The following is a 21,340-nucleotide window of genomic DNA, read 5'->3' as shown; positions in this document are numbered from 1 at the left end:
GGCAGGTTATCTTTAGATCCATCCCTCGGTTACCCATGTCCGAATCGAACTTCATAGGCCAGAGCAAGCTCACCTTCAAGGAAGGGGAGATTGTGTACCGCAAGGGCGACCTGGCCCAGACGATGTACGTGATCCTTTCCGGCAAGATCCGCATGTACGTCGGCACCGAACCCCAGGGCGACTGGTCCGAGGAACTGGCCAAGGGCGACTTCTTCGGCGAGGGCAGCCTCCTGGAGCCCATCCCGCGCCACCACACGGTCGTGGCCCTGGAGGACACCGAGGTGGTGACCATCTCCCGGGGCACCTTCCTGCGCATGATCCGCCAGAACCCGGAAGTGTCCGTGAAGATGATGCAGCGCCTGGCCCAGCGCAACCGCGAACTGGCCGGCCGCACGGACGTGGACGTCTCCAAGGGCATGAAGGCCAGGGCGCAGCCCGCCGCGGTGAGCCTCGTGTCCGTCATCTCCGGGCGGAAGTTCAACATCCTCTCCCACGGCGCGCTCGTGGGCCGCTTCGACCCCAACACGGGCATCCACCCCGACATCGACCTCACCGAGGAGGACCCGCAGCTCAGCGTCTCCCGGCGCCACGCCCGGATCCTCTGCGAGCACAACCGGTACTTCCTGGTGGAGGAGCACGGCGTCGCCAACGGCACCTACATCAAGGGCGAGCGCCTCCCCCCCGGCGACGCCCGGGAGCTGAAGCCCGGGGACCGCGTGGGCTTCGGCATGGTGGTGCTGTTCTTCGAGAAGCCCTCGTGATCAGCGTCGAGGTGTGGCGCGACGAGCACGGGGTCACGTGGGAGCTCGTGCAGCTGGGCCTGGACGAGACCGGCGGCGGCTGCATCATCCGCCAGGGTTTCAGCAGCCTGGACCGGGCCGACGGCGACATGCGGGAGGGCGTGGAGATCATCGCGCGCTTCGGGGATGTGGAGGACGCGAGGTCCTTCCTGGAGGAAGAGGGCTTCGAGCGGGCCTGAGGGGGAACCGGATCCTCGGAGCGGACACTTGAAGGTCAAATGCCCCGGAACCCGGGCATTGGCTTGTTCAAGGAATCCCCATGCACGCGACCCTTCCCGTGGCCCTTGGCCTGCTCCTGGGCTCCCTCGCCCTGGGCGCCCAGGAGCGCATCTATTCGCTTCCGTCCGGCCTCCCGCCCGGCAGCGTGGGGGCCCTGGGGACGGGGATCACCACCCGCTCGAAACGGGTCAACGGACGCCTGGCAGGGCCTGGGGCCCGCCTGGAGAACGCCGATCTGAGGGGGGCCGATTTCGCCGGCCGCGACCTCACCGGGGCCCGCCTGGACGGAGCGGACTGCACGGGCGCCACCTTCCGCAATGCGACCCTGACCGGCGCCAGCCTGAAGGGAACCCGCCTGTTCCAGGCCGACATCTCCGGCGCGACCGGGCTGGACCTCGCCGGGGCCCAGCTGCATCCCTTCTTCGAACCCGCCGGCGGGCCGGAGAAGACCGGAGCCCTGCGCTTCTTCCACACCGGCGGAGAGGAGGCGCCCCGGTTTCTCGTGGCCTCGCCCTGGGGCGAGGTGTTCTGGCTGGAAGGCTCGGCCTTGCGGCACCTGTCGCCCACGGGCGTCCAGTACGGGCTCCGGATCCTGGGGGAGGACCAGGCGGTGAAAGGGCTCGCCAAGGACTCCCTGGACCGCCTCTGGGTGTTCGGGGACCGGCGGAACGCGTGGCTCCTCCTCGCCGACCTGAGTCCCGGGCCCAGGTCCGCCCGGGGCTTCTGCCACACCCTTGCCGCGGAGCCGGGGATGGAACCCGTCGCCATCACCGCCGGACCCGGCGGGGACGTGCTGGTTTCCATATCCGGCGGGGCGCTCCACTTCCACGCCTACGACGGCAAATTCAGGGTGGACTCCCTCGGAACGCTTCCCGGCATCGGCCCCGCGGCGGTGGCCACGATGAACGCCGCCGGAACCGGGGTCTTCCTCGCGGGGCCGGAGCGCACGGATATCCGGGTCGTGAAGGTGGGCGGCAGGGGCGGCATCGCCATCGACCTGCCCGCGGGCTGCCGCGCCGACCGCCTCGTGCGGGGAGCGGGAAACACGGTGTGGTTCACCCTGACGGGTTCCCAGGAGGGGATCGGCTGCTTCGACGAGGACACCCGGGCCGTGACCTTCACCAAGCTTCCCCCCGGGGGAGGCCCCCGCATGCCCTGGGACCTGGCCCTGGACGCGGAGGGGGCCGTGTGGTTCACGCAGCGGGGAAGGTCCAGCCTGGGCCGCCTCAAGCCCGGAGGCGAGCCGGTCGAATTTCCGCTTCCCGAGGGCTTCCGCGCCTCGGAACTGGTGCGGGGCCCGGGTGGCCGGATGTTCTTCACGGTGGAAGGCGAGCGCCTCATCGGGTCCGTCCTGGCGGTGCCGCCCCTCGGGGAGGAGAAGAAGGCTTCTCCAGGCGGCGGATGGGACGTCGCGGTCTACGCGCCGCCCCGGGTGGAGCGGCGCAAGCCCCTCACGGACGCCGGGCGCCGCGAGCGCCACGGCGCCCGGGTGCTGGCGGCGGAAGAGCGCTACCGGGCATGGACCGAGCCGGCCCCCGCGCCCCAGGAGGAGGTGAAGTCAGCCCCCATCCCGGCGGGGCCCCAGGACCGGCTCGCGGCCCTGGACGTGAACCTCTCCTGGGGGGCCCTGCGGAGCATCCTGGCCAAGCACGGATACGGGTCGTGCCCGGACAAGAGCCAGTTCGCGCCGGAATACGGCACGCCCGCGGCCCTGGCCGCGCTGATCGCCGAGGGCATGGAGAACGCCGGCGCCATCGGCCGGGTGCGGGTCACCGACGCGGAAGGCCACTTCCTCACGTTCTGCGAAAAAGCGGACGTGGGCACCCGCTTCGGAAGCGAGGTGCCCACGGGGCGCTTCGTGGTGAGGACGCTGCGGCACTTCAACGGGGAGCACTTCGAGCACGACGTGATCGGAGCCTACCCCACGCGGTAGCTATTTCGCCAGGGCCCTGGCGGCCTTGGTCAGTTCGGGCACCACCTCGAACAGGTCGCCCACGATGCCGTAGGTGGCCAGCTTGAAGATGGGGGCCTCGGGGTCCTTGTTGATGGCCACGATGACCTTGGAGCCCGACATGCCCGCCACGTGCTGGATGGCGCCGCTGATGCCGCAGGCGATGTAGAGGGTCGGGCTCACGACCTTGCCGGTCTGGCCGATCTGCATGCTGTGGGGCAGGCCCCAGCCCGCGTCCACCGCGGCCCGGCTCGCGCCGACCACGCCGCCCAGGGCCTCGGCCAGCTCCTCGAGGAGCTTGAAGTTGGCGCCGTCCTTCATGCCGCGGCCGCCGGCCACGATCACGTCGGCCTCCGCGATGTCCACGTGGCCCGCGCCCTTGGTGAGGATCTCCTTCACCACGGCCAGGAAGCCGCCGCCTGGGGCGGGGAGGGTCTCCACGGTGCCCGCCTTGGCGCAGGGCGCCAGGGAGAAGACGTTGGGGCGGGTGGTGGCCACCTGCACGGGGGTCTCGAAGCGGGTGGTGGCCAAGGCCTTGCCGGCGTAGACGGGGCGGGTCACCAGGAGGCGGCCCTCCTCCATGGCCAGGCCGGTGATGTCCGAGGCGTAGCCCGCCCCGAGGCGCGCGGCGGCCCGGGGGGCCACGTCGCGGCCGCAGGAGGTCGCGGCGGCCAGGAGCGCGGTGGCGCCCTTGGCCTTCACGGCGTCGGCGATGGCCTGGGCGTACCCGTCGCTGGAATAGGCGGCGAGGCTCGGGTCCTCGATCTTCACGATCACGTCCGCGCCGTACTGGGCGGCCTCCTCGGCTCCGGCGCTCGTGGCGCCCACGAACAGGGCGCCCAGGCCCTTGCCCGCGGCATCGGCCAGCTTCCGGGCCTCGCTGAGGGCCTCGAGGGAAGGCTTGCGGATCTTCCCATCCTTCGTCTCACAGAAAACTAGAATCATCTCGACCTCGGAATGGGTGGTTTACAGGACCTTGGCTTCGTCGCGCAGGAGACCCAGGAGCGCCGCGGCCTGGGCGGCGGCGTCCCCTTCCAGCTTCCGGCCTTCGGGGCGGGAGGGGGGCAGGGCGAGGGTGACGGTGGTGACCGCGGGGGCCACGGGGGCGGCGTCGACTTCCTCGATGGTCTTCTTCTTGGCGGCCATGATGCCCTTGAGGTTGGCGTAGCGGGGCTCGTTGAGGCCGCGCTGGGCGGTGACCACGGCCGGCAGGGAGCCTTCCAGCACCTCGCTGTCCGCGTCCCCTTCGCGCTCGGCCTTGAAGCGGCCCTCGGCCAGTTCCAGCTTCGTCACGACGTTGGCCTGGGCCACGCCCAGGAGCTCGGCCAGCATGGGGCCCACGGAGGCGTTGTCGCCGCCGAAGCCCTTGTTGCCCAGCAGGATCAGGTCGAAGCCCTTGCCTTCGGCGAAGGCGGCCAGGGTCCGGGCCACGGCCAGGGGGTCCCCGGTCTCGGCGGACTTGACCAGCACGGCCTGGTCGGCGCCCAGGGCCAGCGCGTTGCGCAGGATGTCCTTGGCCTTGTCCCCGCCCACGGAGACGGCGGTCACTTCGGCGGCGGCGGTTTCCTTGAGGCGCAGGGCCTCCTCCAGGGCGTACTCGTCGTAGGGGCTGGTGATCCACTTGACGTCGCCGCCGTCGAGGGATCTTCCGTCCGCAGCCACCTTGATCTTGGTCTCGGTGTCGGGCACCTGCTTCAGGGCCACAAGAATCTTCATTCGATCTCCCGAAAAAAAGGGAGCCGCCCTTTCGGTACGGCCTAGTCCTAAATACTACCAGGGAATCGCCAAATGGTATCCTCGTGCCCATGACCGGACGCATGTATGCCGACAGCCTCGTGTTCACAGGGGGCGGGACGGGGGGGCACTTCTTCCCCGCCGTGGCCCTGGCCGAGGGGGCCCGGGCCCGCTGGGACCGGCCCATCGCCTTCGTGGGGGCCACCCGGGGCATCGAGGCGCGGCTCCTGCCCCCGGGCCCCTGGCCCTTCGAGCTGCTGGACGTGGAGGGCTTCGTGGGGCGCTCGCCCCTGAGGACCCTGCGCGCGGCCTGGAAGCTCTTCCGGGCCTGGCGGATCCTGGTCAACACCTGGAAGGTGCATCGCCCCTGGGCGGTGGTGGGGACCGGCGGCTACGGGGCCGGCCCGGCCCTCCTGGCCGCGCGGAGCCTGGGCATCCCCTACTTCCTCCACGAGTCCAACGCGAGCCCCGGGCTGCTGGTGAAGACCCTGGCAAAGGGGGCCGACGGCGTCTGGTGCGGCATGGAGGAGGCCCGCGGCGGCCTCTCCGGGGCCCGGTGCGTCCTGGCTGGGACGCCGGTGCGGGAGGCCTTCCTGCGGGAGTTCCAGCCCCTGTCGGCCCAGCGTCCGCCCTACCGGCTCCTGGTGCTGGGGGGCAGCGGCGGGGCCCGGGCCCTCAACGAGGCGGTGTTCCTGGCGGCTCCCGGGCTCCTGGAGCGGTTTCCCCAGTGGGACCTCCTCCACCAGACCGGCCCGGGGCCCTTCGCGGACCTGGCCGCCCTGGACCGGCATCCCCGGCACAAGCTGGCGCCCTTCCTGGAGTTCATGGACCGCCAGCTGGAGGCCGCCAGCCTCGTGGTGACCCGGGCCGGGGCCAGCACCTGCGCCGAGCTCAAGGCCGCGGGTCGCCCGGCCGTCATCGTGCCCATGCCGGGCAGCGCCGGCGACCACCAGGTGGGCAACGCCCGGGCCATGGAGGCCGAGGGCCGCGCCCGGGTCGTGCTCCAGGGGCCCGGGATGCACCTGCACCTGGCGGAGGAGGCGGCCCGGCTCATGGGGGATCCCGCCGTGCTGGCCGGACTGTCCCGCGCCGAACCCAACCGGGCGGTGGACATCTGCCTGGATGATCTCGCGTCCAGGATGCAAAGGAGCCTACACTAGGGGATGCACCAGCGCACCTGGCTCTCCCTCCTGACTCTCCCCATGGTGGCGATGTTCACCTACCCGGTGGTCTTCCACCCGGTGCAGGAAGCGCCGCGCAAGGAGGTCAAGCCCGCCAGCACCGATCCCCTGGCCGGCCTCTCCGACATCCAGGACGTGCTGTCCCTCATCAAGGACAACTACGTCGATCCCCCGGACATGGAGAAGGTCATCACCGGCGGCATCCAGGCCGCCCTGGAACGGGCCCATCCCCTGAACTCCTACCTCACCCCCGAGGACCTGCGCCTTCCCGATCCCGGGGCCGGCTCCATCGGGATCCAGGTGCTCAAGCGCCAGATCTACGCCCAGGTCATGGGCGTGACCGCCGGCAGTCCCGCCGCCAAGGCCGGCTTCCAGCCCGGGGACGTGATCCGCAAGGTGGACGGCGATTCCATCGGTCCCATGAGCAGTTGGACCCTGGAGCGCAGGCTGCGCGGGACGCCGGGTTCCGAGGTCGCCCTCCTGCGCTATGCGGCCGCCAACGGCGAGCTGAAGAAGATCTCCGTCAAGCGCGAGCTGGTCGCCCGTCCCCCCGCATTCGTGCGCAAGGAGGCCAAGGCCACCCTCATCGGCATGGAGGACCTGACCCCCGGCCGGGCGGTCGAACTCCAGGCCCTGCTGAAGGAACTGGACCACAAGCTGCCCCTCATCCTGGACCTGCGCCGCTGCAACGGCGGCAGCCTCAACGAGGCCGCCCTGGTGGCGGGCCTCCTGGCGGGCGCCGGACCGCTGGCCACCGTGCAGGAGACGGGCAAGGCCCCCGTCGCCGTGGCCGTCATTCCCGCCGGCCTGCCGACCTTCGCCAAGGTGGCCGTGCTCCAGGGCCCCTGGACCTGCGGCGCCGCCGAGGCCCTGTCCTCGGCCCTCAAGAAGCAGTCCGTGCCCGTCTTCGGCGAGCGCACCATGGGGCTGGGCGTGGAACGCACCCGCTTCCCCCTGCGCCAGGGCGGCGCCGCGGAAGTCGTGAACAAGCGCTGGCTGGGCGCCGGCGGCGAGTTCCTGGGCGTGGGCGGCGAGAAGCCCGCCGCCATGAAGGCCCGGACCGACCCCGCGCACCCCGGGGACGCCGTCCAGGCCGGCGTCATCCCCGATCACGTCTTCAAGAACCTGAAGCCGGAGGAGGACCCCATCCCGCGGATCCTTGAGATCCTGGAGGAGAAGGCCAAGGCCGCCCAGCTGAACATCCCGCGGCAGAACCGGCGCGACCCGGTGCTGGTGTCCGGGCTGCTGCGAAGGGTCCCGGCGGACCGGGAACCGGCCTAGGCCCGTGGCGACCCGACGCGGGGGCCGAGCCTCCACGCCCCGCCTGGCCGCGTTGGCCGTGCTCATGTTCGCGCTGGGCCTGGGAATCGGCGCCCTGTTCACCTCCCAGTCCTGCTCGAAGAAGGGCCGCCTTCCCGGGGACGAGGAGAAGGCTCCGCCCAAGCCCGCCCCCAAGCCCAAGCCCCGCAAGCCCGAACCGGTCCCGCCCGCGCCAACGCCCGCTCCCGCGCCCGAGCCGAAGTCGGCCCTGCCGAAGCTGGCGGTGGTCATCGACGACCTGGGCTACGCTCCCACCGAGCTGGTCACGCGCCTGTGCGCCCAGCCCGTGCCCCTCTCCGTGGCGGTCCTGCCCTACCAGGAGCACACCCGCGCCAGCGCCGACATCGCCCACGAACGCGGCAAGGAGGTGATGCTCCACCTCCCCATGGAGCCCGTGGGCTACCCGGCCCCCGGCAAGGACCCCGGCCCCGAGGCCGTGATGTTCGACCTCAAGGAGCCCGACCTGCGGGCCCGGGTGCGCAAGGCCCTGGCCGACGTCCCCTGGCGCAAGGGCGTGAACAACCACATGGGCTCGCGCATCACCCCCGACCGCACCCGCATGCGGTGGATCCTGGAGGAGATCCGGGCGAAGAAGTGCTTCTTCGTGGACAGCCGCACCGAGAAGGAATCCGTGGCCTATGACGTGGCCCGGGAGCTGTCCGTGCCCACCGTCCAGCGCAAGGTCTTCCTGGACGACGACAAGAGCTTCGCGGAGATGAAGAAGCAGTGGGAGCGGGCCCTGGGCATCGCGGCCAAGGAGGGTCACGCCGTGATCATCGGGCACATCTACCCGGAGACGGTGGAGGCCCTAGAAAAGCTCATCCCGGCTGCGAAGGGGAGGGTGCAGTTCGTGCGGGCCGGAGATTTGGCGCGGTAGCACCCTTGACGGCGGGTGGAGTCTGTATAAATTATTTAATTAATTTATCAGGAGCCACCCATGCGGGTCAGCCCAATCCGATGCGCATTTTCAGCCCTGCTTCTCCTCGCCAGTGCGACCGCGCAGGCCGCCAACCTCGGGAATGTCCTGAAATCACCTGGAATCATGAGCAGCGGGCAGGTGATGTATTCTCGGAACAAAATATTCGAGCTCACCATCAGGCCCTTCGGTGTTCTATGCATCGAGCGCATCGTTGGAACCGAAAAGCATGTCGTGTGGGCCGCCGGCGGCGGCGGAACCTCCCTCGAGCCGGTCTACAACCTTGAAATGCAAAAGGATGGAAACCTCTGCCTGTATGAGATGAAGCCCAGCAAGAGGCTCATCTGGCAATCCGATTCCCCACGCATTATCGATAATCCATTCATGATCCTGCAGGACGATGGCAACCTTTGCGTCTACGGTTCCTGGCGTGGACGGCAGGGTACGCTCTGGTGCAGGTTCAGGTAGGGGGCACGGCTAGAACCGGACCGTGATGTCCTCGCCCTCGTTCACGTGGACCGTGTCGATGAAGCGCACCCGCCGGGGGTGGCGGTTCAGGATCAGGCTCGCGGTGCGCACGCCGTCGCCGAAGGTGTGGACGCCGTCCAGGAGGTTGCCGCGGGTGACGCCGCAGGCCGCGAAGACGATGTGCTCGCCGGGGGCCAGGTCGTCGGTGAAGTAGATGCGGTTGAAGTCGACGCCCATGGCCTCGGCCTTCTCCCTGCTGGCGGTGTTCGTGTCCACCACGAGGCGGCCCTGGATCTCGCCGCCGAGGCACTTGAGGGCAGCCGCGGAGATGACGCCCTCGGGGGCGCCGCCGATGCCCATGACGGCGTGGATGCCCGTGCCGGAGACCGCGGCGGAGATGGCGGCGGAGAGGTCGCCGTCGCCGATGAGCTGGATGCGCGCGCCGGCGGTGCGGATGGCCTCGATGAGGTCGTCGTGCCGGGGCCGGTCCAGCACCACCACGGTGAGCTCGCTCACCTTGCGGTGGAGGGCCAGGGCGATGGCCTTGAGGTTCTCGGCGGGGGTGGCGTCCAGGTGGACCTTGCCCTTGGACGCGGGGCCCACGCAGAGCTTCTGCATGTAGAGGTCGGGGGCGTGGAGCAGCCCGCCCTTCTCGGAGGCGGCCAGCACGGTGATGGCATTGGGGGCGCCGGTGGCGCAGAGGTTGGTGCCTTCCAGGGGGTCCACGGCGATGTCGACGGCGGGGTGGCCCATGCCCAGGCCGAGCTTCTCGCCCACGTAGAGCATCGGCGCTTCATCCCGTTCGCCTTCGCCGATGACGATGGTGCCGTCGATGGGCAGGTGCTCCATGCTCTTGCGCATGGACTCCACGGCCAGCCAGTCGCTGTGCTTGCGGTTGCCGTTGCCGATGCTCACGGCGCAGGCTATCGCGGCCTGTTCCACGACGCTGAGAAACTCTCCGCTGAGGGACATTTCCATGATGGGCTCCAGGTTGTGAGGTGATCAGCCTTCGCGGGAGACCGATTCCTCGATCCACTCGAGGAAACTGTCCGAGCATGCTTCGACCGGGACCATGAGGATCTCCGGAATCTCGTAGGTGTGGAGTTCGGTGATGACCTGGGCCACCGCGTCGTACCGGTCGCGGCTGGTCTTGATCATCAGCATCACCTCCTCGTCGAGGTGGGTGCCGCCCTTGTAGTAGTAATAGCTTTTTATTGAAGGAAGGATATTGACGCAGGCGGCATACCCCTGGTCCACGACCGCGGCGGCAATGGTGAGGGCTGTCTCTTCGCTGCCACAGGTGGTGAAGATCGTCACGGCATTGATCATGGCCAATCAGGACTCCGGGCCGGTTCGTGGCCTGAGAGTCGAGTTTGCCACGGCTTGGGACGCCATCCCAAGGGAAGTCTCATGGAAATGATTATTTCCTATCGGTTGGGGTTGGACCGTTCCGGCCTGGAGGGGATGAAGCATCGTGAAACGATGTAGGTCGAAAAAAAGGGCTCCACCCGCGTCAACGGTTCCAGGATGGGAATCGTCTAACCTGCATCAGCGGGAGATCATTCCGTCGTTTTCCCGACACCCGTTCCGGAGGATCCATCATGGGCAGCCATCCGATGAACCGACTCCTGTGGAGCGCGCCTCTCCTGGCGGGGCTCGCGGCCATCCAGCTCTCCTGCTCGGGGGACGACCACTACTACCGGGTGGGCACCCCGACCTATCCCGCAACCTGGGTCGCCGTGGCCGACCTGGACGGGGACGGCCGGGTGGACATCGTGGACGCCGTCCACTACGAGGGCGGGGGCGTCAACGCCTCCGGGTGGGTCTCGGCCCGCCTCCAGGACCCCGCAAGCCCCGGCACCTACAGGGATCCCGTCCAGACCTCCGCCGGCGACAACCCGGCCTTCCTCGTGGCGGCCCGGCTCTCGCCTTCGGGCAACCCCGGCGTGGTGGTGGTGAACCGCCAGCTGGCCCTGAGCACCCGCGCGGCCAACACCGTCTCGGTCCTGTTCCCGGATCCGGCGGCACCCGGCGGCTTCAAGGCCCCCGTGGCCCTGCCGGTGGGCGCGCGCAACCCGCAGGCGGCGGCCGTGGGCGACCTGGACGGGGACACCTTCCCCGACGTGGTGGTGGCCGCCGACGGCGCCAGCACCCTGCTCCTGTTCACCCAGCAGGCCCCGGGCGGGACCTTCGCCGCCCCCGTGGCCCTGGCGGTGGGCGGGGAGCCCACGGCTGCCGCCGTCGCCGACGTCAACGGCGACGGGCTCCCGGACATCGTGGCCACCACGTCCGGCAACCTCGTCTCCGTGCTCCTGCAGGACCCCGCCCACCCCGGCACCTTCCTTCCGCACGTGGACTACGGCGTGGGCACCCGACCCGTGGCGGTGGCGGTCGCCGACCTGGACGGCGACGGCCGTCCCGACCTCGTGGTGGCCAACAACGGCACCGGTCTCGCCCCCACCACCCAGGGCGTCAGCGTCCTCCTCCAGGGCGCCCAGGCGGGCACCTTCCAGGCGGCGGTGACCTACGACACCGGCGATTCGTACGCCTCCTCCGTGGCCGTGGGCGACCTGGACGGCGACGGGCGCCCCGACCTCGTGGTGGCGAACGCGGGCCTGCCCGGCTACCCCGGCAGCGTCGCCGTGCTGATCCAGGACCCCGCCGCGGGCGGCACCTTCAAGCCGGCCGTGCGCTACGGCGGCGTCCAGGGGCCCGGCTCCGTCGCCATCGCCGACATCGACGGGGACGGCCTGAAGGACCTGGTGATCGGGGACGGCGCCCTCTTCGTGCGGTTCCAGATCACCGGCCGGCCCGGGGTCTTCGGGCCTCCCGCCCAGTACCGCCAATAGATCCTTTGGGGCTTGTGCCACCGGGCCGAACCGTCCAACATGGCACCATCCCCTCTTGAAAGGATCCTCCATGAAGTGGGTCGAAGCGTATCCGAACCAGTACCAGGACTGCGTCTGGCTTGATTTCACCTACCTCGAGGGGTTCATGCGGGACGCCCTCGCCGCCGCCGGCGTCCCCGGTCCGGACGCGGCCGTCATCGCCGACGTCCTCATCGAATCCGACCGGCGCGGCATCGATTCCCACGGCATCGGGCGGCTCAAGCCCATCTACATCGACCGCATCCGGGACGGCATCCTGGACCCCGTCACGCGCGTGAAGGTGGTGCGGGACCGCAAGACCGTCACGGTCCTGGACGGGCAGAACGGCATGGGCCACGTGGTGGCCAGGCAGGCCATGGAGACCACCATCGCCAAGGCCAGGGCCCACGGCATGGGCATGACCGCCGTGCGGAACTCCACCCACTACGGCATCGCCGGCTACTACGCCTCCATGGCCGCGCAGGCGGGGATGATCGGCATCACCGGCACCAACGCCCGCCCCTCCATCGCCCCCACCTTCGGCGTGGAGAACATGCTGGGCACCAATCCGCTGACCATCGGCTTCCCCACGGACGAGGACTTCCCCTTCATCCTCGACTGCGCCACGTCCGTCACCCAGCGGGGCAAGATCGAGAGCTACGCCCGCATGGGCAAGGACCTGGTGCCCGGCTGGGTCATCGACGAGGAGGGCCGCACGCGCACCGACACGGCCCAGGTGCTGGTGGACCTGACCCTGGGCAAGGCCGCCCTGACCCCCCTGGGCGGCATCGGCGAGGAGATGGCGGGCTTCAAGGGGTACGGCTACGCCACCGTCGTGGAAGTGCTCAGCGCGGCCCTGCAGGACGGCGCCTACCTCAAGCTGCTCAACGGCCTGGACGAGAACGGGAAGAAGGTCCCCATTCCCATCGGGCACTTCTTCATGGCCGTCGACATCGAGGAGTTCATCGAGCTGGCGCGGTTCAAGGAGATCGCAGGCAACATCATGCGGGAGCTGCGGGCGAGCCGGAAGGCCCCGGGCGAGGAGCACATCTTCACCGCGGGCGAGAAGGAGCACCTCGCCTGGCAGATCCGGAAGGAGAAGGGCTGCCCGGTGGGCGCCGCCCTGAGAAAGGACATGGAGACCTTGAGGAAGTGGTATGATCTGCCCTACCATTTCCCCTGGGACGCCTGAGTCTCAAAATCGAAGGAGGGCGGCCATGACCTTCACCGTCAGGAAAGCGGAACTCCATGAAGGCCACGCCCTGGGACAGTTCGCGGAAGCCTGCTTCCGGGAGTCCTTCGGCTACCTCTTCCCCGAGGAGGCCCTGGACCTCCTGTGCTCCAAGGCCTTCACCACGCCCGTGATGGAGGGCCTCATCCGCAACGGCACCTGGATCGCGGTGGGCGAGGAGGGCTGGCGGGGCTACCTGGCCCTCTCCGCGGATCCGTGCCCCGTGGAGGGCCTGGCCAAGCCCCACCTGGAGCTTTCGAGGCTGTACGTGCCCGCCCCGTGGATGGGGCAGGGGGTCTCCGACGCCCTGATGACCGCGTTCCTGGACGACGCGAGGGCCAAGGGGACCCGGGGCGTGTGGCTGGAGGCCTTCGAGGGCAACCCCAGGGCGCTGCGGTTCTACAAGCGTTGGGGCTTCAAGGACCTGGCGGGCAGCGTGAAGATCCGGGAGGGCCTGCACCTGCCGCACCGGATCCTGGCCAGCGACCTGAGCGTGGTCATCCAGTAGGTTCCCGCCCAAGGACCCGCGCGACTCCCAACTCCACCGCATACAGAAGGCAGGCGACGCACCCCCCCGAAACGGAGGCGCCCAGGGACGGCAGGAGCCGTTGGGTCCTCACGAGGAAGAGGATGAAGAGGATGGCCATCCCTCGGGCCGTGGCCAGTTCCAGGGCCGTGAACTCCCGCCGGACCAGGTTCTTCTGGAGGAGGAGCAGCAGGAGGCCCAGGATGGCCCCGATGGCCACGTTCTCCGCCGCGTGGCGCCAGTAGAAGGAGCCCGCGGCTGCGCCCGCCAGTCCGCGCTGGATGGCAACGGGCCCCAGGAGGCCCAGAATTCCCCCGCGGATGGCCACGAGGACGGCATTCCAGGGCCAGCCGGGCTCCTCCGGAGGGTCGATGCCGGCCGCCTTCATCCGGGCGTGATCGACCCAGAGCCAGATGGCCGCCACCAGGGGCAGCCACAGGAGGACCAGGAGCAGAAGCCCGCAACCCAATGATTTTGGCATGCGCCTATTTGATCATGATGCGGGGCCGGCGGGGAGGGGCCTGCACCTGCCGCACCGGATCCTGGCCAGCGACCTGAGGGTGGTCATCCCGTATTTTTTGGGCTTTTCTCGGCGAACCTCGGCCCCTCGGCCACCTCGGCGATGCAGTCTGTTTCCTGGATCCCGCGGCGCATTTTGTCTATGCGCCGCAAGGCTTGAGAACGGAATTGCATCGCCGAGGCGGCCGAGGGGCCGAGGTTCGCCGAGGAAAGCGGAAGGGATTTAACTGCAGCCTGTTGTGGCGCCGCAGGTCTGGCACTTCAGGCAGGCGCCGTTGCGCACCAGGGTCAGGTGGCCGCACTCGGGACAGGGGTCGCCGGTGTAGCCCTTCTGCCGCGCCGACATGAAGGCGGAAGGCGTGGTGGCGGGCTTGGCGGCGCCGGGGGCCGGGTGGCCGTGGGCGGCCATGGCGGGGGCGGGCTGGGGCGCGGGGGCGGTCTCGGACTCCGGGAACAGGGGGGTCATGCCGCCGATGGCGGCCGAGGCCAGGGCCTGGCTCTCGGGCTTGTGGTTGCCGTTCCCGCCGGTCATCTGCATGAGCTGCTCGGGCTCCACCTGGGCCAGCTCGTAGCGGCCCAGGTAGCTGATGGCCAGCTCCCGGAACACGAAATCGATCAGGCTGGTGGAGAACTTCACCGTGTCGCTGCCCTGGACCATGCCGTTGGGCTCGAAGCGGGTGAAGAGGAAGGCCTCGCAGAACTCCTCCAGGGGCACGCCGTGCTGCAGGCCCATGCTCACCGCGATGGCGAAGCAGTTGAGCACGGCCCGGAACCCGGCGCCCTCGCGGTGGATGTCGAGGAAGATCTCTCCGAGGGTCCCGTCCTCGTATTCGCCGGTGCGGAGGTAGAGCTTGGTGCCGCCGATGGTGGCGGCCTGGGTGTAGCCGCCGCGCCGGTTGGGAAGCTTCTTGCGGTAGGTGCGCACCACCTGGCTGGCCAGGGCCTGGCTCAGGGCATGGACCTTCTCGGCCTTGGGGGCCTCGTCGTCCACGAGGGTGTCGATGCCCTCCAGGAGGTCGAGGTTGGTGGCGATGGCCTGGCTCATCTTGGAGCCGTCCCGGTAGAGGGCGACCGCCTTGAGCATGTACTGCCAGGAGGCCTTGTAGATCGCGCCCACCTCCTCCACCGTGGCTTCGGCGGGGAGGTTGATGGTCTTGCTGATGGCGCCGCTGAGGAAGGGCTGGGCGGCGCCCATCATGCGGATGTGGCCCATGGGGGCGATGAAGCGCTGGCCCTTGCGGCCGCAGCGGTTCGCGCAGTCGAAGATGGGCAGGTGCTCGTCCTTGAGGTGGGGGGCGCCCTCCACCGTCATGGTGCCGGCCAGGGCGTCCAGGAAGGTCTGGGCGTCCTCCTCCCCGAAGTCCTTCTTCAGGCGGTCCACGGGGATCACGTAGGCGGGGTCGAAGGCGGTGGGGAGCTTGTCCTCGATGGCCTTGAGCTCCTCGACGGTCCAGCCCTTGGCCAGCAGCCGGCTCCGGGTGATGCCCGGGGTCTCGTCGGTGATCTCCAGCCAGCCCACCACGTGCCGCTCGATGTCGCGGATCTGGGAGGGGTTGTAGCCCAGGCGCATCATGGCCTCGGGGATGGCGCGGTTCACGAGCTTGAAGTAGCCGCCGCCGGCCAGCTTCTTGAACTTGACCAGGGCGAAGTCCGGCTCGACGCCGGTGGTGTCGCAGTCCATGAGCAGGCCGATGGTCCCGGTGGGAGCCAGCACCGTCACCTGGGCGTTGCGGAAGCCGTGGGCCTCGCCCAGCGCCAGCGCGCGGTCCCAGCTGTCCCGGGAGGCGTCCAGGATGGACTTGGGCAGCAGGTTCCCCTTGAGGCCCTGGGGCGTGATGGAGAGCTGCTCGTATTCCGACGCGGGGGCGTCGTAGGCGGCCCGGCGGTGGTTGCGGATCACGCGGAGCATGGCCTCGCGGTTGAGCTGGTAGCCCGCGAAGGGCCCCAGCTGCCCGGCCATCTCGGCGCTGGCGGCATAGGCGTCGCCGGTGAGGATGGCTGTGAGCGCGGCGCACCACTGGATGCCGGCCTCGCTGTCGTAGGGGATGCCCAGGCGCATCAGCATGGCGCCCAGGTTGGCGTAGCCCAGGCCCAGGGTGCGGAAGTCATAGGAGAGCTGGGCGATGCGCTCGGAGGGGAACTGGGCCATCAGGACCGAGATCTCCAGCACGATGGTCCAGAGGCGGATGGCGTGGCGGTACCCGGCCAGGTCGAACCCGCCGTCGGGGGTGAGGAAGCTGCAGAGGTTCAGGGACGCCAGGTTGCAGGCGGTGTCGTCCAGGAACATGTATTCCGAGCAGGGGTTGCTGGCGTTGATGGGGCCGTCGGAAGGGCAGGTGTGCCAGTCGTTGATGGTGGTGTCGAACTGGATGCCGGGGTCCGCGCAGGCCCAGGCGGCGTAGTTCACCTTGGCCCAGAGGTCGCGGGCCTTGAGGGTCTTGTGGACCTTGCCGTCGGTGCGGCGCTCCAGGTACCAGTCGCCGTCCTTCTCCAGGGCGCGCATGAACTGGTCGGGGACCCGCACGGAGTTGTTGGAGTTCATGCCGCCGACCGTGGCGTAGGCCTCGCCGTCCCAGCCCGTGTCGTAGGTCTTGAGGTCCCGGGCGAAGTCGCCCTGGGCGAGGCGGCTCATGGACTGGGAGAGGAAGGCCGAGGCCACGCCCTCCCCCTTGGCCCGGGCCAGGGCCTTGCGCAGCTTCTCGTTGGTGCGGGGATCGGCGTCGCGGGTGGTGGAGCCCTCCACGGCCTCGCACAGCGCGTTCCAGGTGCGGCCCAGGACGATGCTGCCGGCGGCCATCATGGCGACCTTGCGCTCCTCGGTGACCTTCCAGTCGATGAAGGCCTCCACGTCGGGGTGGTCCAGGTCCAGGCAGACCATCTTGGCGGCGCGGCGGGTGGTGCCGCCGGACTTGATGGCGCCCGCGGCGCGGTCGCCCACCGCCAGGAAGGACATGAGGCCCGAGGAGCAGCCGCCCCCCGAGAGGTTCTCGGTGGCGCCGCGGACCTTGGAGAAGTTGGTGCCGGTGCCGCTGCCGTACTTGAAGATCCGGGCCTCGCGGGTCCACAGGTCCATGATCCCGCCGGGATTCACCAGGTCGTCCTCGACGCTCTGGATGAAGCACGCATGGGGCTGCGGGCGCTCGTAGGCGGAGGTGGACTGGCACATGGCCCCGGTGAGCGGATCCACGTAGCTGTGGCCCTGGGCGGGGCCGGCGATGCCGTAGGCGTAGTGGAGGCCCGTGTTGAACCACTGGGGGCTGTTGGGGGCGCACATCTGGTTGGCGAGCATGTAGACCAGCTCGTCATAGAACGCCTGGGCGTCCGCAGGGGTGTCGAAGTAGCCGTGTTCCTCGCCCCAGTGGCGCCAGCAGCCCGCCAGCCTGTGGAACACCTGCCGGGCGTCCTTCTCCCCGCCGTTGGCCGCGTCGATGCCCTTGCGGCGGAAATACTTCTGGGCCAGGATGTCCACCGCCACCTGGGACCAGCTCTCGGGGACCATCACGTCCTTGGCCTCGAACACGACCGTTCCGTCCAGCTTGGTGATCCGGCTGGTACGGCCTACGAAGGGGATTCCCGCGAGCGGATCCTGGCCGGATTTGGTGAAGGAGCGGGAAATTTGCATAAGATCCTCAGGGTTGGGCTCGAGCTTCGTTGAAATGGCCCATTTCACGCGGCCTATCCAGCTTGCTACCAGGTTCGACATCAAGGGGTTGTGCTGGGTAGAAAGAATCACCCCAAGATCTTGGGGCGTCAAGGGGGAGCCGCCCCCTTTTTTTCGCCTTTGGAAAAGAGCCATAAAAATCAAAGTGATTATCCAACGGGCCTCCCCGGCCCCTCCGGTCCAGCCCGGGCTATGCCCCGGGGCCGCGTCAGGCTACGATGGAATCAAGCCGGGCCCCATGCATCGGGGTGCGATGAACCGGGTCAGATCGGAAGAAGCAGCCCTAAGTCGTTCCCCCGAGTGCCGTGGCAAGCCCGGCCCTTGCATGTACTTTTGAGAAAACCCTTCCCCTGGTCGGGGAGTCCCAGTAATCCTGTAGGGAATTATCAGATCCACCCTGGCCGGCATCGGACCGGCCCCGGATGCCGGAGTTCCCTGGAGGAGGTACCATGCGCAGACCTTGGTTCCCGCTCACGCCCTTCGCCGCGCTCGGTCTGCTGCTGGCCATCGGCTGCGATAAAGAAAGCAAAACCATCAAGATCGCCACCCAGAGTCCCCTGTCGGGCGCCATTTCCGTCATCGGCAGCGACATCAAGGGCGGGGCCCAGCTGGCGGTGGAGCAGCTGAACGGCCCCCTGACGAAGCTGGGCTACAAGGTGGAGCTGGCCTCCTTCGACGACCAGGCCAATCCGGACACGGGCGTGGCCAATGCCAAGGCGATCGTCTCGGACCCGGCGGTGCTGGGAGTGGTGGGCCACTACAATTCCGGGGTCCAGCTGCCCTCCTCCGAGGAGTACCACGCCGCCGGCCTCTGCAACGTGTCGCCCGCCAACACCAACCCCAAGGTGACCGACCGCGGCTACCCCGAGATCAACCGCGTCTGCGGCCGGGACGACGTGCAGGGCGCGGTGGGCGCCCGGTTCGCCCAGGCCAAGGGCATCAAGGTCATCTACGTCCTCCATGACAAGACCGCCTACGGCCAGGGCATCGCCGAATACTTCCGGAAGGAGGCCGAGAGCCTGGGCATGAAGGTGGTCGGGTTCAACGGCACGGAGGAGAAGGCCAACTTCGACGCCATCCTCTCCCCCATCATCGCGGCCCGCCCGGAGTGCCTCTACTTCGGCGGCATGTTCGACCAGGGCGCCGTGCTCTTCAAGCAGGCCCGGCAGAAGGGCTACAAGGGCATGTGCCTTTCCGACGACGGCTTCGATTCCTCCGACGCCGCCAAGATCGCCGGCGAGGCCCTGCTCCAGGGCGCCGGGACGTATTTCTCCACCGTGTCGGGGCCGGCCGGGGCCTATCCCGGCACGGCCCGGTTCATCGCCGACTTCAAGGCCCGGTTCGGCAACCTGCCCCAGCCCAACGCCGCCCAGTCCTACGACTGCGCCGCCCTCCTCCTCAAGGGCATCGAGAACGCCGTCAACGCCAACGGCGGCAAGCTGCCCTCCCGGTCCGAAGTCTCCTCCGCCGTGCGGGCCCTGAAGGGCTTCAAGGGCATCACCGGCGACCTGACCTTCAACGGCAAGGGCGACCTGGTGGCGGGCAAGTACTTCGTCATCCAGGTCACGTCCGCCGAGCCCGCCAGGTGGCCCTCGAACCGGATCGACCAGACCCTGTCCATCGCCCCCCCCCAGTAGCGAGGGCGCATGGGCCCGACGAAGCTGCGCCAGATCCTCCTTCCGCTGGGCCAGATGGCGGTGTTCGTGGCCGGGGCGGGCGCGCTGTGCTCGGCGGTCATGGTGCTCCTGGCCCTGCTGTGCCGGGGCACCGGGGCCGATCTGGCCCTGCGGGCCACCCAGGGGGTGGGCATCCTGGGCTACACCCTGTCCAGCCTGCCCCAGGTGCTCATCGACGGGGTGACCATCGGCTTCGTGTACGCCGCCATCGCCCTGGGCTACACCATGGTCTACGGGGTGCTCCAGTTCATCAACTTCGCCCACAGCGAGATCTTCGCCATCGGCGCCTTCTGCGGGGTCGAGTCCCTCATCGCCCTGAACGGCACCGGGCTCCTGGCCCGGGCGGGGGCCCTCGGCGGGTTCCTCTACCTGGGCCTGGCCCTGCTGATCGGCATGGCGGCCTCGGGGGGCATGGCGGTGCTGGTGGAACGGGTGGCCTACCGCCCCCTGCGCCATTCCCCCACCCTGGTGGCCCTGATCTCCGCCATCGGCCTCTCCTTCGCCCTGCAGGACCTGATCCGCCTTACCGAGAGCCTCACCACGGGCCAGTTCTTCCGGGTGATGCCCACCTTCGGCGTGTTCGACGCGCGCCTGACGCTGTTCCGCCTCGGCCCGCGGGTGATCGACATCCAGGTCAAGTCGGTGGTGGTCATCGTGGCGGCCATGGTCATGCTGGTGGCCCTGAACTACCTGGTGGGCGCCACCAAGGTGGGCAAGGCGATCCGGGCCGTGGCCCAGGACAAGGACACCGCCGCGCTCATGGGCATCGATGTCAACTTGATGATTTCACTCACCTTCCTGGTTGGCGGGGCCCTGGGCGGCGCCGCGGGCGTGCTCTATGCCCTCAAGTTCACCCGCATCGACCCCTTCGTGGGCTTCATGCCGGGCATCAAGGCTTTCGCCGCGGCGGTGCTGGGGGGCATCGGCAACCTGACCGGGGCCCTCCTGGGCGGCATGTTCCTGGGCATGATCGAAAGCTTCGCCGGGGCCTACCTGGGCACCTACACGATGGGGACCTTCGGGGCGGAGTACAAGGACATGCTGGCCTTCGTCATCCTGATCCTCGTGATCGTATTCCGTCCCAACGGCCTGCTCGGCGAGCAGGTCGCCCAGAAGGCGTAGGAGGCCACCATGCACGCGCTCCTCGCGACCTTCAGGGCCTTCCTCGACCGGGGGCGGACGCCCTACGCGGCGTGCTGCGGCCTGATCGCCCTGGGGTTCGCCCTGGTGTACGGCAGCCCGCGCTCGATCCCGGGCTTCCTGGTGTTCGTCTTCGCCGGCAGCTCCATCTACTGGCTGCGCATGAACCGGGCCGTGCGGCTCGCCCTGGCGGTGCTGTTCGCGGTGGTGCTGGTGCCCATCCTGGGCGCCCGGAACGTCTTCTACCTGGAGGTGATCTTCCAGATCGCCGTGTTCTCGGCCCTGGCGCTGGGCCTGAACATCGTGGTGGGGTTTTCGGGCCTGCTCAATTTCGGCTACATGGCCTTCTACGCGGTGGGCGCCTACCTGTGGGCCTTCTTCGGCAGCCAGCAGCCCTACCTGCTCCACGCCACGGTCACCACCCAGGTGCTGGGGACGCCCTTCTTCCTGGCCCCCGACTACTTCTACCTCTTCGTCTTCCTGGGCGTGATCGTGGCCGCCATCCTGGGCCTCCTCCTGGGCCTGCCGGTGCTGCGGGTGCGGGGCGACTACCTCGCGGTGATCACCCTGGCCTTCGGGGAGATCGTGCGCCAGCTGGCCAACAACCTGGACAAGCCCTGGAACCTCACCAACGGGCCCCAGGGCATCACCCCCATCCAGAGGCCGACCCTGCCCCCGGGCCTGCTGCGGGCGCTGGACGGCGCCCTGCGCCCGGTGGTGGGCCACCACGTCACCCCCAACCAGGCCTACAACATCCTGTTCTACCTCATCGCGCTGCTGGTGGTGGTGGTGGTCATCGTGATCACGTACCGCCTGGACGACTCCAACGTGGGCCGGGCCTGGACGGCCATCCGCGAGGACGAGCTCTCCGCGGGCGCCATGGGCATCAACGTCAACCGGCTCAAGCTCGGCGCCTTCGCCGTGGGCGCGTCCTTCGCCGGGGCCATGGGGGTGCTCTTCGCCGCCAGCCGCACCTTCGTGAGCCCGGAGTCCTTCACCTTCCTGCAGTCGGTGGGGGTGCTCACGATGGTCATCCTGGGGGGCATCGGCAGCATCACCGGGGACGGCACCATCCACGCCCTGCTGGGCATTTCGCTCACCGTCGAACCCGGGGAGATCGTGGCCCTGATC

18 protein-coding genes, 1 other RNA gene and 1 pseudogene are annotated in these 21,340 nt (G+C 69.1%); 14 read left to right on the top strand and 6 right to left on the bottom strand.

The window, feature by feature from the left end; all coding sequences use genetic code 11:
• The first annotated feature begins 35 nt into the window (after window positions 1-35).
• The 3 genes from RAH40_RS06800 to RAH40_RS06790 all read left to right on the top strand — a co-directional run bounded on the left by RAH40_RS06800 (window position 36) and on the right by RAH40_RS06790 (window position 2,952).
• Window positions 36-761: a cyclic nucleotide-binding domain-containing protein gene (locus RAH40_RS06800; RefSeq protein WP_306601334.1), complete on the top strand. Its 726-nt coding sequence runs from the start codon at window positions 36-38 to the stop codon at window positions 759-761.
• Entirely contained in the window at window positions 758-979 is a 222-nt protein-coding gene (locus tag RAH40_RS06795; protein ID WP_306601333.1) for a hypothetical protein, read from the top strand. Before RAH40_RS06800 ends, RAH40_RS06795 begins: the two co-directional genes overlap by 4 nt.
• A gap of 80 nt (window positions 980-1,059) precedes the next feature.
• Window positions 1,060-2,952, top strand: coding sequence for a pentapeptide repeat-containing protein (locus RAH40_RS06790; protein WP_306601332.1), 1,893 nt, complete (start codon window positions 1,060-1,062; stop codon window positions 2,950-2,952).
• Here RAH40_RS06790 and RAH40_RS06785 read toward each other — a convergent pair whose 3' ends face one another.
• Both RAH40_RS06785 and RAH40_RS06780 read right to left on the bottom strand, forming a co-directional pair.
• Window positions 2,953-3,915, bottom strand: a complete 963-nt coding sequence (locus tag RAH40_RS06785; protein WP_306601331.1) for an electron transfer flavoprotein subunit alpha/FixB family protein — start codon at window positions 3,913-3,915, stop codon at window positions 2,953-2,955.
• Between the two features lie 21 nt (window positions 3,916-3,936).
• Window positions 3,937-4,686, bottom strand: coding sequence for an electron transfer flavoprotein subunit beta/FixA family protein (locus tag RAH40_RS06780; RefSeq protein ID WP_306601330.1), 750 nt, complete (start codon window positions 4,684-4,686; stop codon window positions 3,937-3,939).
• 89 nt (window positions 4,687-4,775) lie between these two features.
• On the opposite strand from RAH40_RS06780, the gene RAH40_RS06775 reads away from it, so the two are divergent.
• From RAH40_RS06775 to RAH40_RS06760, 4 genes are read left to right on the top strand one after another with little or no spacing between them, the layout of a single operon-like run.
• On the top strand, window positions 4,776-5,864 hold the full coding sequence (locus RAH40_RS06775; RefSeq protein WP_306602287.1) for a glycosyltransferase: 1,089 nt from the start codon (window positions 4,776-4,778) through the stop codon (window positions 5,862-5,864).
• 3 nt (window positions 5,865-5,867) lie between these two features.
• On the top strand, window positions 5,868-7,166 hold the full coding sequence (locus RAH40_RS06770; RefSeq protein ID WP_306601329.1) for a S41 family peptidase: 1,299 nt from the start codon (window positions 5,868-5,870) through the stop codon (window positions 7,164-7,166).
• A gap of 4 nt (window positions 7,167-7,170) precedes the next feature.
• Window positions 7,171-8,082 (top strand): divergent polysaccharide deacetylase family protein, encoded by a 912-nt coding sequence (locus RAH40_RS06765; RefSeq protein WP_306601328.1) that lies wholly within the window; start codon window positions 7,171-7,173, stop codon window positions 8,080-8,082.
• Between the two features lie 60 nt (window positions 8,083-8,142).
• The gene (locus RAH40_RS06760; protein WP_306601327.1) at window positions 8,143-8,589 is read left to right on the top strand and encodes a hypothetical protein; all 447 of its coding nucleotides are present in this window, start codon (window positions 8,143-8,145) and stop codon (window positions 8,587-8,589) included.
• Window positions 8,590-8,598: 9 nt separating this feature from the next.
• On the opposite strand, the gene glpX is transcribed toward RAH40_RS06760, so the two are convergent.
• The gene (glpX, locus tag RAH40_RS06755) at window positions 8,599-9,567 is read right to left on the bottom strand and encodes a class II fructose-bisphosphatase (protein ID WP_306601326.1); all 969 of its coding nucleotides are present in this window, start codon (window positions 9,565-9,567) and stop codon (window positions 8,599-8,601) included.
• Between the two features lie 24 nt (window positions 9,568-9,591).
• Window positions 9,592-9,918 carry a divalent-cation tolerance protein CutA gene (cutA, locus tag RAH40_RS06750; protein WP_306602286.1) on the bottom strand — a complete coding sequence of 109 codons (327 nt, stop codon included), beginning with the start codon at window positions 9,916-9,918 and terminating at the stop codon, window positions 9,592-9,594.
• Window positions 9,919-10,190: 272 nt separating this feature from the next.
• On the opposite strand from cutA, the gene RAH40_RS06745 reads away from it, so the two are divergent.
• The 3 genes from RAH40_RS06745 to RAH40_RS06735 all read left to right on the top strand — a co-directional run bounded on the left by RAH40_RS06745 (window position 10,191) and on the right by RAH40_RS06735 (window position 13,195).
• Window positions 10,191-11,438, top strand: coding sequence for a VCBS repeat-containing protein (locus RAH40_RS06745; protein WP_306601325.1), 1,248 nt, complete (start codon window positions 10,191-10,193; stop codon window positions 11,436-11,438).
• Window positions 11,439-11,508: 70 nt separating this feature from the next.
• Complete coding sequence (locus RAH40_RS06740) at window positions 11,509-12,648, top strand: Ldh family oxidoreductase (protein WP_306601324.1); 1,140 nt, start codon at window positions 11,509-11,511, stop codon at window positions 12,646-12,648.
• A 25-nt stretch (window positions 12,649-12,673) separates the two neighbouring features.
• Window positions 12,674-13,195, top strand: a complete 522-nt coding sequence (locus RAH40_RS06735) for a GNAT family N-acetyltransferase (RefSeq protein ID WP_306601323.1) — start codon at window positions 12,674-12,676, stop codon at window positions 13,193-13,195.
• Here RAH40_RS06735 and RAH40_RS06730 read toward each other — a convergent pair.
• Both RAH40_RS06730 and RAH40_RS06725 read right to left on the bottom strand, forming a co-directional pair.
• A complete protein-coding gene (locus RAH40_RS06730; RefSeq protein ID WP_306601322.1) occupies window positions 13,185-13,694 on the bottom strand; it encodes a hypothetical protein in 510 nt (169 codons plus the stop codon). The genes RAH40_RS06735 and RAH40_RS06730 overlap by 11 nt on opposite strands.
• Window positions 13,695-13,955: 261 nt before the next feature.
• A complete protein-coding gene (locus tag RAH40_RS06725) occupies window positions 13,956-17,354 on the bottom strand; it encodes an adenosylcobalamin-dependent ribonucleoside-diphosphate reductase (protein WP_306601321.1) in 3,399 nt (1,132 codons plus the stop codon).
• A gap of 266 nt (window positions 17,355-17,620) precedes the next feature.
• Here RAH40_RS06725 and ffs point away from each other — a divergent pair.
• The 4 genes and pseudogenes from ffs to RAH40_RS23045 form a co-directional block, all read left to right on the top strand.
• Window positions 17,621-17,716: signal recognition particle sRNA small type (gene ffs, locus RAH40_RS06720), an RNA gene on the top strand.
• A 126-nt stretch (window positions 17,717-17,842) separates the two neighbouring features.
• Entirely contained in the window at window positions 17,843-19,030 is a 1,188-nt protein-coding gene (locus RAH40_RS06715; RefSeq protein ID WP_306601320.1) for a branched-chain amino acid ABC transporter substrate-binding protein, read from the top strand.
• Between the two features lie 171 nt (window positions 19,031-19,201).
• Window positions 19,202-20,191 (top strand): branched-chain amino acid ABC transporter permease, encoded by a 990-nt coding sequence (locus RAH40_RS06710; RefSeq protein ID WP_373432570.1) that lies wholly within the window; start codon window positions 19,202-19,204, stop codon window positions 20,189-20,191.
• A gap of 9 nt (window positions 20,192-20,200) precedes the next feature.
• Window positions 20,201-21,337 (top strand): annotated as a pseudogene (locus RAH40_RS23045) (branched-chain amino acid ABC transporter permease); the annotation flags it as partial.
• Between the last annotated feature and the right edge of the window lie 3 nt (window positions 21,338-21,340).

Source organism: Geothrix sp. 21YS21S-2 (genome assembly GCF_030846775.1).
Taxonomy (GTDB): domain Bacteria; phylum Acidobacteriota; class Holophagae; order Holophagales; family Holophagaceae; genus Mesoterricola.
This window is presented reverse-complemented; position numbering and strand designations above follow the sequence as displayed.

Coding starts and splice junctions, on each gene's coding strand:
- RAH40_RS06780 (WP_306601330.1), bottom strand. CDS start 4,686: ATGAAGATTCTTGTGGCCCTGAAGCAGGTGCCCGACACCGAGACCAAG.
- RAH40_RS06800 (WP_306601334.1), top strand. CDS start 36: ATGTCCGAATCGAACTTCATAGGCCAGAGCAAGCTCACCTTCAAGGAA.
- RAH40_RS06735 (WP_306601323.1), top strand. CDS start 12,674: ATGACCTTCACCGTCAGGAAAGCGGAACTCCATGAAGGCCACGCCCTG.
- RAH40_RS06790 (WP_306601332.1), top strand. CDS start 1,060: ATGCACGCGACCCTTCCCGTGGCCCTTGGCCTGCTCCTGGGCTCCCTC.
- RAH40_RS06740 (WP_306601324.1), top strand. CDS start 11,509: ATGAAGTGGGTCGAAGCGTATCCGAACCAGTACCAGGACTGCGTCTGG.
- RAH40_RS06760 (WP_306601327.1), top strand. CDS start 8,143: ATGCGGGTCAGCCCAATCCGATGCGCATTTTCAGCCCTGCTTCTCCTC.
- cutA (WP_306602286.1), bottom strand. CDS start 9,918: ATGATCAATGCCGTGACGATCTTCACCACCTGTGGCAGCGAAGAGACA.
- RAH40_RS06770 (WP_306601329.1), top strand. CDS start 5,868: ATGCACCAGCGCACCTGGCTCTCCCTCCTGACTCTCCCCATGGTGGCG.
- RAH40_RS06775 (WP_306602287.1), top strand. CDS start 4,776: ATGACCGGACGCATGTATGCCGACAGCCTCGTGTTCACAGGGGGCGGG.
- glpX (WP_306601326.1), bottom strand. CDS start 9,567: ATGGAAATGTCCCTCAGCGGAGAGTTTCTCAGCGTCGTGGAACAGGCC.
- RAH40_RS06745 (WP_306601325.1), top strand. CDS start 10,191: ATGGGCAGCCATCCGATGAACCGACTCCTGTGGAGCGCGCCTCTCCTG.
- RAH40_RS06725 (WP_306601321.1), bottom strand. CDS start 17,354: ATGCAAATTTCCCGCTCCTTCACCAAATCCGGCCAGGATCCGCTCGCG.
- RAH40_RS06715 (WP_306601320.1), top strand. CDS start 17,843: ATGCGCAGACCTTGGTTCCCGCTCACGCCCTTCGCCGCGCTCGGTCTG.
- RAH40_RS06730 (WP_306601322.1), bottom strand. CDS start 13,694: ATGCCAAAATCATTGGGTTGCGGGCTTCTGCTCCTGGTCCTCCTGTGG.
- RAH40_RS06785 (WP_306601331.1), bottom strand. CDS start 3,915: ATGATTCTAGTTTTCTGTGAGACGAAGGATGGGAAGATCCGCAAGCCT.